The following is a 9,390-nucleotide window of genomic DNA, read 5'->3' as shown; positions in this document are numbered from 1 at the left end:
CATTAGGGTGTCTCACTAGCCTCACCGTAGCGCAGGTTTTGGGTTCCGCAGAGGTCGCAGCGTCCCCAACTCACCCCGCCGCTTTGGCATTCAGCGTTGCGCTTTCAACCTGCACACTTCGGATAGGGACCTCTCGGTTACCCCTCTCTCCTCCGTCACGTCCCTCACGGGAGCGCGCTAGATGTACCCTTTGCCGCGCTTGCCACTTGCGCAGCGCCGGCCTGCCCTGCCTCTCGGCAGGGTGTCCGACATCCAGTGCGGGCTGCCGCCCGCACAACCTCCTCCGGGACAAGCCCGGAGGCTTCTCCGCGAAGGTTTCTCATGTCATAAGAATGTCGCCTGCAAAAGCGCAGGTCTTACACTTTCCTCGTGAGCTACATCCCGGCATTTACCGGGAGGCCCGGTCCATAGGCAGCTACTACTCATCGTAGATACGTTAAGCCGCTCTTTTCGGCGCTAATACCTGCGGCCGCAGGTAGTCCACCGCTGCGGGCAGCTTGCGGCCCCTGGTGAACCCGCCGTTTACGCACTTATCCAGGATACCGCTGGCTCCCAGCACATCCCTGTGGATGCCGGTGAACCCGCAGGAAGTATTGCCGCACCGGTACACGCGCCCGGTCTGTTTAGTGTATTCCCCGCATACCGGGCAGGTCCCGGATGTGCCGCGCTCATCCACCGGTACCAACTCAATACCATGACGTTTGAGCTTGTATTCCAATAACTCCCGGAGCTTACCGAAGGCCCACTGGCTCACGCGCTGGTTGTGCTTTCTGCCGCAGTCTTTCTTTTGTACTCCGTCCGGGTTGCCAATGTAGACGGTCTTGACGTTACGGACCAAACACCACCTGGCAACAGTTGCTGATATGGTATGCATGGTGTGCTCAATCCGGCGCTCGATGTTATTCAAGAACCGGTACTTGGCGGCCAGCAGTTTCCTGCGGCGATTGGAACCTTTATGTGTTTTGGAAATAGCCTTTTGAAACTTGCGCAGCACTTTGTTCCGTAGCCGGTGCAGAGTTCGTAACAACCTGCCGCTGACAACCAGTGCTTCCTTGCCGTCAGTAATAGTCGCGGTATGTACCTCGCCCGGATCTATGGCCGCGGTAACGTCGCCCCGAACTTTTTGCAGGGCCGGTTTCTCTACTGTTACGTGCAGCCAGTATTGATTTCGGTGCCAGACAAGCTGCACCAGTTTGATGACAGCACCGGAAAGCCTTTTGGGTAGTCTAAGTTTGAGTGGCTGCCTGCCACGCCCGTTGGATAGTGTTAGTACCCGTTCTTTGCGGGTGATGCCAAGCGGTTTCCAGGTAACGGTGAAAAAGCGCTTCTTCCGGGTAACGCCATTGGGTATACCCCTGTTTACGCAAGGCTTTGGTGCGTTCACAAGCCTCAAAGTAGGTTTCCACTACAGCCTGGGCCGATTGAGAATGGATACCGAATTTACCTTTGACGAACGCTTTAATGGCTCCTTCGCCTAGCCAGCAGTGATGCTTGATATAGATTGTGCGATGGACGGTGCAGGCAGCATTCCATACTTTGGCCGCTTCTCTTTGTAAGTTACGGGCCAAGGTTATTTGCTTATTAGTTAGATGTAATGGAAACTTTTCTACCAGCGTGTCAACATCTTTGGACTTTGTTTTTTTCGCCTGGTTGTTCTTGCATTTACTCAATCGGTTTTCACCTCTCTTCGGGGTAACTTCTGGGCTTCGATGTATTTGCGGATAGTTTCGGCGCTTACGTTGCCGGCAGTGCCAACATAGTAACCCCTGCTCCACATCCCACTGCCCCAGAAGTATTTTTTCTTAAGACCGGGGAAAGTGGCAAATATTTTGTTGGCGGTGATGCTTTTGAGTTTCCGGACAATATCGGTAGGGGCTACCGCACTCTTCCACTCTGCTGGTGATCACCCTATGTCGGTATTTGGGGCAAAACACAATGTGGTAATTGATGTTGTAGACGCAGTGGTTTGTTTTTCCTTCCATAGTTCAATTATATCACAAGAGCAAATGTTTGGGTGTATTCTATCGCTCTATCAGGCGATCTTTCATCCCACGGGACAAGCCCGTAGGTTTTCAGAGGCGGATTTTATAAATTGGGGGTAAGCATTTGAAAAGAAAACTTATAATGCTGTTATTACTTGTCTTAATTCCCTGGGCTGTCGGGTTTACTTTTATACGTTATGATAATTCCAATATTGGAATAAAGCCCCCAGATGAAAAACCCAGTAAGCATTTTTCTAATATCTATGTAACCGTATCAGTAAACAATCTTGAAACAAAAGACTTGCAAGGGAACACAATATTTCGTGGATTTGTAATGTCCGTTAACAACCCTAAAGCGGTAAAAGTCATGCTGCCCGAAGGCGGCCCTGGGAACTTGCAAACAACCAGTGCCATGGCCGCAAAAGCAAACGCAGTGGCCGCGACAAATGGCGGGGGCTTTTATATTCGCCCCGTGCCGGGTAAACCTCTTTTTTACCCCCTTTATTATACGGTTCAGGAGGGTAAGGTGGTTTCTCAGGTAAGTAGGTATCAATCTGAAATACTGGTAGGTTTGACAAAAAGCGGTAAACTTACGGGTGGTGCCTTTTCCAGTGATATTAAAGTACAAAAGGCAGGTATAACAGAAGGTATATCATTTTCACCACAGCTTGTTAAAAATGGCAAAAGACTGCATAAACCCGGCGGAATTAAAGGTCCCCGTACGGCTATCGGACAAAAGAAAGACGGCTCCCTACTGTTTCTGGTAATAGACGGACGAAGACCCGGCTGGAGTTCCGGGGCTACCCTGTTTGAGCTGCAAGAAATCATGCTAAACCTCGGTGCATATAATGCCTACAACCTGGACGGAGGCGGTTCTTCAACTATAGTTTTTAATAACGAAGTTTTAAATAAACCTTCCGATAATTCCGGAGAAAGACGTGTTGCCACATGCTGGGTAGTTCTCAGCGCCCCTCGGAAAGATAATGGAAATGACAACAGGTCACCCAAACCAGTGACCGGTGATCTAATTAAAAACGGCGATTTTAAGAGCGGTCATAAAGACTGGAACGGCGGTAAAATAATCGGCATAGATGCCAACGGTAATAAATATATTTCCAATGGTTACAACTGGGGGGTATACCAGGACCTTTTCCTGAACCCGGGCAAACATTACCAGATAAATGCCCAAACCCGTAAAGGCAGTGCCGTAACGCCAGCCCGCCTGGTAGTCCTATATATTGACGACAGCGGGAAGTATATTAGAAAAAACCTGGTGGATATCAGACATAAGCACAACGGGGCCGGTTGGGAAAGCATGCCCGCCACAGAGTTCACTGTACCGGGAGGAGCAGTAAAAACCAGGGTTTTCCTTTTAATAAACGGCGGAAAAGGAAACCATCACTTCGACAATATCTCCATAAAAGAGGTGCAGGGAAATAACCCTTCACCAAACCCGAATTTAACATATACCGTAGTTCCAGGTGACACCCTTTGGGCAATTGCAAATAAGTTTAATACCACCGTTGATAAGCTTATTGAAATTAACAAAATAACCAACCCGAATATCATTTATCCCGGGCAAAAACTGGTTATTTCTCCAAACTAAAAACCAAAAAGGGGACAGGCACAGTAAAAGGGGACAGGCACCTTTTTCAAAAAGCGAAAAAGGAGCCAGTCCCCTTTTACCGGTGCCTGTCCCCTTATTTGCTTTTTTGGTTTTTTATTAACTTTCAAAACTTGCTCAAAACTTCTTTAAGGTTTGTCACAACATAATCTATCTCATCTTCCGACAAATTATTATGGAAGGGCAAAGCAAGTGTGCTTACAGCGGCTGCTTCCGTTACGGGAAAATCGCCGGGCTTGTAGCCAAACGCCTTTCGGTAAAAAGGTTGCAGGTGGATAGGTTGGAAATAGGCCCGGCAACCTATGCCTCTGCCGGTAAGTTCACGCATTACAGTATCGCGATCAATTTCCGGGTCCAACCGGACTACATATACAAACCAGCTTACCTGTACATCCGGCCCCACAAAGGGTACGCTGACACCGTCAAGACGGCGTAGTTTTTCTGTATACCTTTGGGCCACCGTTTCCCGCTTAATTAAAATATCTGACAACCTGGCCAGCTGGGCACAACCAAGGGCGGCACTCATTTCATCCATCCTGTAATTGTAACCCAAACGGCTGTGCTCATACCACCCTGCTCCGGCTTCCCTGCCCTGATTGCGCATGCTGCGGCAAATACCCGCTAAATCCTTGCGATTGGTTACAATAACCCCGCCTTCCCCGGTGGTGATTTGTTTATTGGGATAAAAGGCAAATACAGCCGCATCGCTTTCACTGCCTGCCAGTTTACCGTTGTATCTTGCGCCTATTGCTTCACAAGCATCCTCAATAATGTTAAGCCCGCTTTTCAACGCTATATCCAAAATATCAGTCATATCCGCCGGGTGGCCGAAAACATGAACCGGTAAAATCGCCTTTGTTTTGGAGGTTATCTTTTGTTTGATTTGGCTAACGTCAATATTCAAGGTTTGGGGATCAATATCTGCAAAAACCGGCCGCACTCGTTCAAAAAGAAGGCAGTTGGCCGAAGAGATAAAGCTAAAAGGGGTGGTAATTACCTCATCTCCTTCACCCAATCCCAGGCCGCGCACTATAAGGTGGAGCCCGGAAGTGCCGCTGTTCACGGCAACGGCATATTTTACTCCTATGTAATCGGCTATTTTTTTTTCAAAATCGAGTATAACAGGTCCCATGCTCAGCCAGCGGCTTTTAAGCACGGACAACACCGCTTCTTTTTCCCGCTCACCTACATCAGGCAAAGATAGGGGCACTTCCCTTTTCATTCTTTTATACCTCCGGAAAGAATCAAATCCCGCGCCTGCGGGCCGGTGTTAAACAAAATATCCGCCACCGACAAACCCGGTACAAAATCCCCCCACAACTGTTGATAACGGGGGTAGACGTAATTAAATAATTCCAACTTTACACCGGCCTTTTTAAAATTCTGTTCAACAAGGTAGCGACCGGTTCCCGCTCCCTGCCCGCTAATATATATTGACCCGCCTACGGATTTAACCAGGTTGATAATATAACCCCCGGTATCACCGGCTTGGACCTGCAAATTGGAAGCATGGATAAACTTTGTCCTTGCTTCAAGGATATTTGCCATGTAACTGATCAATTGAATATTAAAATCGGCAATGTATTGCCCGGCGCTTGCGTATATATTTTCTATACCGGGAAATATTTCATTAAAATACGGAGTTTTACCATAACAAGCTTTTAGAGTGCCCAGGTGTTTTTTCGTCCAGGCGCCGCCGGACATTTGCACATCCTTAATCTGAAGCATCTTTCCCTTCCCACTGACCGGAACGGTTAACCATTTGGCCCCTTCCGGGGCTTTAATTTTAACCCTGCTGCAATAACTTTTGCCCCTGGGGAATTGCACGGTATCAAAAAAAATAAATATATCCGCCATTAAAATTTTATAAAAATAGCCTGCCCATGGCATAAAATTGGGCTGGTGTATGGCAACTTTCATTAATATTCCGACCTTCCTTCCAACCACTCTAAAGTTAAAGCAAGACCCTTTGTTATATCAACCCGGGGCCGGAAGTCAATCTCTTTGGCCGCCAGAGTGCCGTCAATGTTGTAATTTCTCGGATCAAGCCCGGTATTGGTCATAAACCTTACCGGCACATTTACGCCGGCAACCTGCCTTACAGCACCGGCCAGTTCAAGGATGGACAGCGCTTTGGGACCGGTTATATTATAAATGCCACCCTGTCGGAAATTTTTTAAAGCACAAACGATTGCCTGCGCGGCATCGGTTATATACAAATAGCTGCGCACCTGCCTGCCGTCGCCCGTTACCGGCAGCGGTTCTCTGTTTAATGCTTTGCGCAACATATTAACCGGAGCGCTGTTTCTACCGTTATTGGGGCCGTATAAATCGGAAAAGCGTAAAATTATAACTTTACAACCGTATTGATCGGCCATTACCCGGCAATAGTTTTCTCCCGCCAGCTTGGTTGCTCCGTACAACAAAAACGGTTTTACCGGATGCTGTTCATTAATCGGTGTATATTGTTGAACTCCATAAACCGATATGGATGAGGCAAAAATAAAATGTGCACCCTGGCTTAAAGATGCCTTCAATAAATTGAAAACCCCTGCGGTGCCAACACTTACATACTGTTTATCAAGATCGCGGTTGCACGCGGCAGCGGGAAAAGAAACATCCACCACCGCATCCATTCCTTGTACAGCATAAAAAACTGATTCCTCGTCAGTCACGCTCCCATTCAATATATGTATCCCGGACCTGATATCTTCAAGATTCTTCATTTTACTTCCCGGGATAATATCTAAAACCGTTATTTCCGCACCTTCCTGCAAAAGCGCTTTACAGATATAAGAGCCTAAAAAACCTCCTCCCCCTGCAACCAGCACTTTTTTTCCGTCAAGTCCATCCATCATTATCCCCCCGTATAAGCAGTACATATCAGCAATCTTAATAGGTAATATATTATACCGGCGCATAATTTGTTACAGCAACCTGATTCACACCACAGTATAAAACCGGCACCTAATTAAACGGATATCAATATAATATCTACAGCGGCAAATCAGTTTGAAACAAGTTCGGGGGGTACATTATGTTACTTGGTCTTCTGACCATCCTTACAGGGCATGTTTTAACCGACTATTTACTTCAGCGAAAATACTTGGGTAAATACAAAAAACGCAGTATAAAAGGCCTCGTGTTGCACACATTGTCATGGACCCTATCAATTAGCCCCGGACTGATAATATTAAAAAATTTTAATATCTGTATATTTATTTTTTTACTACTATCACATTTCATGATTGATTGGTGCAAAAACAAGCTGTTCCCGCTAAGACATGGCCTATGCACTCCGGTAAACATTATTGATCAGTTTTTACACCTTGTTTCAATTGCATTAACCTTTATCATTTTCTAACGCGCCATGAAACTGATTCAATAAAACTTTTGTTGCTAGAAATTGGCAAGGATAATAACTTTTTAGACATATTATTCATATATTATTTGAGAAATAAACCTTGGGAGGTAATCAGCTTAATGAGGAGAATGAGTAATTATACAAGAGCTTTTTTAATTTTGCTGGCAATAATACTAGTAATTGGCACTGCCATTTATGTAGCCATGAGTTACGTTTATTCAGGAAAATTACGTTCCAAGCTCATTAACGGCGACTTTTCACTTAACAAACTTGGTTGGCGGGGAAACAGCGGAGAAGTGCGTTCTGATGACAACGGTAATAAATATATCATTAACGGGTATAACTGGAAATTACATCAAATAATATCAGTTAAACCGGGCAACTCTTATACCCTGGCGGCAGATACCAAGAAAGGCAGCTCCAATACAGCAGCACGACTGGTGGTGCTGTTTATAAAACATAATGGCGAAAAAATCCCCGGGCATACAATAAACTACTGGCACCAGGGCAATGGTTGGGAATCCATACCCAAACAGGTAATAAATATCCCGAAAGACGCCGCTAAAATGATAATTTACATGCTTACCCTTAAAGGCACCGGTTACCACTGCTTCGATAATATTAATTTGGTAAAAAACGATACTTATTTGCCTGCCGCCCCTTCCATTGTAAGAATCAACCCGCCACAGATAACACAATCTGCAACAGAAACAGAGAAAGCTAACAGCGTGACAGAGGAGTTCATGATACAGGAACATGAAAATACTGGCGTTTACATTGTTAAACCAGGTGATACTTTAAATAATATCGCAAACATACTAAATGTCGACATGGAAACAATTATTGATGTTAACCACATTGAAAATCCGGGAGTAATCTATCCAGGCCAAAAGTTAATCATTCCTGTGAATACTGAATCAGTGCCACCGCAACAACAATAAGTAACATATTAATTAATATATTTTAAGAATCCAGTTCTTTTGACAAGTCATTTTCATAATATGTAGTAAAGCACCTAAATCAAGGAACTGGTATTAATGAGACCAAGGGCAAAAATTTTACTCATAACCTTATTTACAATTCTTTTATTTATTACTTCAAACATAAAATTTTTCTCGCCTTCTCATTTTGATAGCCAGAACGCTATCAATTACCGGGGGAAAAATGTAAAAATCACTATCCGGAGCATTGAAGGGCCTGCATACAAAGGCAAAGTAATGGTTGTCAAAAGCAAGGCACCCGGCAGTATTAAAATAGCTTTATCTGCCGGGGGGCTTGGAACAGTGGAAACTACCAGCTCCATGGCAAAACGCACCGGTGCTGTCGCCGCTGTTAACGGAGGCGGGTTTTACAATACACCCGTTCCGGGCAAACATCATAATTTCCCGGCCTACGTAACCATCCATGAAGGTAAAGTAGTCCATTATGATCGTCCCATACAACCGTTAATCGCTGTTGGAATAGATCATAACAATCGCTTGGTATTTGGCAAAAAAGGGCCGGAGGACTTATTAAAACGCGGCGTAACAGAAGCGGTTTCCTTTAAACCGGCCCTGATTATCAACGGCCGGCCTGTGATTCGCTCTAAAAATGGAGAGGCGGGCCCCAGAACAGCCATTGGCCAAACACGGAAGGGAGATTACATTTTTGTGGTCATAGACGGCAGGCAGCCTGCGTGGAGCCAGGGGGCGACCATTTATCAATTAATGAAAATTATGAAGGAGATGGGAGCTTATAACGCCTTTAACCTGGATGGAGGCGGATCGTCTACGATGGTTTTCCGGGGGGAAGTTATTAACAAGCCTTCCGATATCACCGGAGAAAGACCGGTAGCCACAGCATGGGTAATTTATGATTAAAAAAGAAGGGCTGGGAATCTTTAGCCCTTCTTAAACCATTTTTCTAAACCGCTTTTACGGAAACATTATCGAAGTCGTGGCTACCTGTACCGCCATTAACCAGCAGGTAAATCCGGGTCTTCACCGCTCCCGGCGGCACGGTGAACTCTGTCGCACCCATGCTTTCCCAACCGGCGCCGCGGTGGGTATACTTTATATCCACCGGGTCTGCCGTGATCAATTTACCGCTGGCATCAACTCCCATAATAACTATACGTGCGGCGGTGCCAGCAGTGCCTTTTCTGGTATCAGCGGTAATCAAGTAACTTTTTCCGGCCTCCAAAACCAGGTCTTGAGCTAAACCCCAGTTATACCCGTTGGAGATGTATTTGTTACCGTTTGCTTCCACACTGATCACGCCGCCTTTGCCAACATCCCAACCCGTACGGTCGCTATTAAAGTTGCCGTTCTGTACCAGTTCTGTAACCGGCGGGGTAGCTGGCTGCACTTCTTTTACCGAAATATTGTCAAAGTCGTGTGTGCCGGCACCGCTCTCCACCAGCAGGTAGATACGGGTCTTCA

The 9,390-nt window shown here is 46.0% G+C and carries 11 protein-coding genes and 1 pseudogene; 4 read left to right on the top strand and 8 right to left on the bottom strand.

What is annotated here, in order from left to right; all coding sequences use genetic code 11:
• Positions 1-70 precede the first annotated feature (70 nt).
• From BM299_RS18160 to tnpA, 4 genes and pseudogenes are all read right to left on the bottom strand, one after another.
• On the bottom strand, positions 71-277 hold the full coding sequence (locus BM299_RS18160) for a hypothetical protein (RefSeq protein ID WP_092485718.1): 207 nt from the start codon (positions 275-277) through the stop codon (positions 71-73).
• A gap of 159 nt (positions 278-436) precedes the next feature.
• Positions 437-1,291 (bottom strand): RNA-guided endonuclease InsQ/TnpB family protein, encoded by an 855-nt coding sequence (locus BM299_RS18155; RefSeq protein WP_245779859.1) that lies wholly within the window; start codon positions 1,289-1,291, stop codon positions 437-439.
• Positions 1,227-1,670, bottom strand: coding sequence for a hypothetical protein (locus BM299_RS20125; protein WP_245779857.1), 444 nt, complete (start codon positions 1,668-1,670; stop codon positions 1,227-1,229). The genes BM299_RS18155 and BM299_RS20125 overlap by 65 nt, the downstream gene beginning before the upstream one ends.
• Positions 1,667-1,982: pseudogene (gene tnpA / locus BM299_RS18150) on the bottom strand (IS200/IS605 family transposase). Before tnpA ends, BM299_RS20125 begins: the two are co-directional and overlap by 4 nt.
• 334 nt (positions 1,983-2,316) lie before the next feature.
• Here tnpA and BM299_RS18145 point away from each other — a divergent pair.
• Positions 2,317-3,588, top strand: coding sequence for a phosphodiester glycosidase family protein (locus BM299_RS18145; RefSeq protein ID WP_165608434.1), 1,272 nt, complete (start codon positions 2,317-2,319; stop codon positions 3,586-3,588).
• 124 nt (positions 3,589-3,712) lie between these two features.
• On the opposite strand, the gene BM299_RS18140 is transcribed toward BM299_RS18145, so the two are convergent.
• From BM299_RS18140 to BM299_RS18130, 3 genes are read right to left on the bottom strand one after another with little or no spacing between them, the layout of a single operon-like run.
• Positions 3,713-4,828: a DegT/DnrJ/EryC1/StrS family aminotransferase gene (locus BM299_RS18140; RefSeq protein WP_092487802.1), complete on the bottom strand. Its 1,116-nt coding sequence runs from the start codon at positions 4,826-4,828 to the stop codon at positions 3,713-3,715.
• Positions 4,825-5,496 carry a WbqC family protein gene (locus tag BM299_RS18135; protein WP_281246396.1) on the bottom strand — a complete coding sequence of 224 codons (672 nt, stop codon included), beginning with the start codon at positions 5,494-5,496 and terminating at the stop codon, positions 4,825-4,827. Before BM299_RS18135 ends, BM299_RS18140 begins: the two co-directional genes overlap by 4 nt.
• A gap of 29 nt (positions 5,497-5,525) precedes the next feature.
• Positions 5,526-6,464, bottom strand: a complete 939-nt coding sequence (locus BM299_RS18130) for an NAD-dependent epimerase/dehydratase family protein (protein WP_207545241.1) — start codon at positions 6,462-6,464, stop codon at positions 5,526-5,528.
• A gap of 179 nt (positions 6,465-6,643) precedes the next feature.
• On the opposite strand from BM299_RS18130, the gene BM299_RS20540 reads away from it, so the two are divergent.
• The 3 genes from BM299_RS20540 to BM299_RS18115 all read left to right on the top strand — a co-directional run bounded on the left by BM299_RS20540 (position 6,644) and on the right by BM299_RS18115 (position 8,829).
• Positions 6,644-6,970, top strand: coding sequence for a DUF3307 domain-containing protein (locus BM299_RS20540; RefSeq protein WP_092487793.1), 327 nt, complete (start codon positions 6,644-6,646; stop codon positions 6,968-6,970).
• A gap of 119 nt (positions 6,971-7,089) precedes the next feature.
• On the top strand, positions 7,090-7,911 hold the full coding sequence (locus tag BM299_RS19785) for a LysM peptidoglycan-binding domain-containing protein (protein ID WP_207545240.1): 822 nt from the start codon (positions 7,090-7,092) through the stop codon (positions 7,909-7,911).
• Between the two features lie 342 nt (positions 7,912-8,253).
• Positions 8,254-8,829 (top strand): phosphodiester glycosidase family protein, encoded by a 576-nt coding sequence (locus BM299_RS18115; protein WP_165608432.1) that lies wholly within the window; start codon positions 8,254-8,256, stop codon positions 8,827-8,829.
• Positions 8,830-8,872: 43 nt separating this feature from the next.
• Here BM299_RS18115 and BM299_RS19595 read toward each other — a convergent pair.
• The coding region (locus tag BM299_RS19595) for a hypothetical protein (protein WP_165608431.1) at positions 8,873-9,390 on the bottom strand (518 nt) is incomplete at its 5' end.

The sequence above is a fragment of the Desulfoscipio geothermicus DSM 3669 genome (assembly GCF_900115975.1).
GTDB classification, from domain to species: Bacteria; Bacillota; Desulfotomaculia; order Desulfotomaculales; family Desulfallaceae; genus Desulfoscipio; species Desulfoscipio geothermicus.
This window is presented reverse-complemented; position numbering and strand designations above follow the sequence as displayed.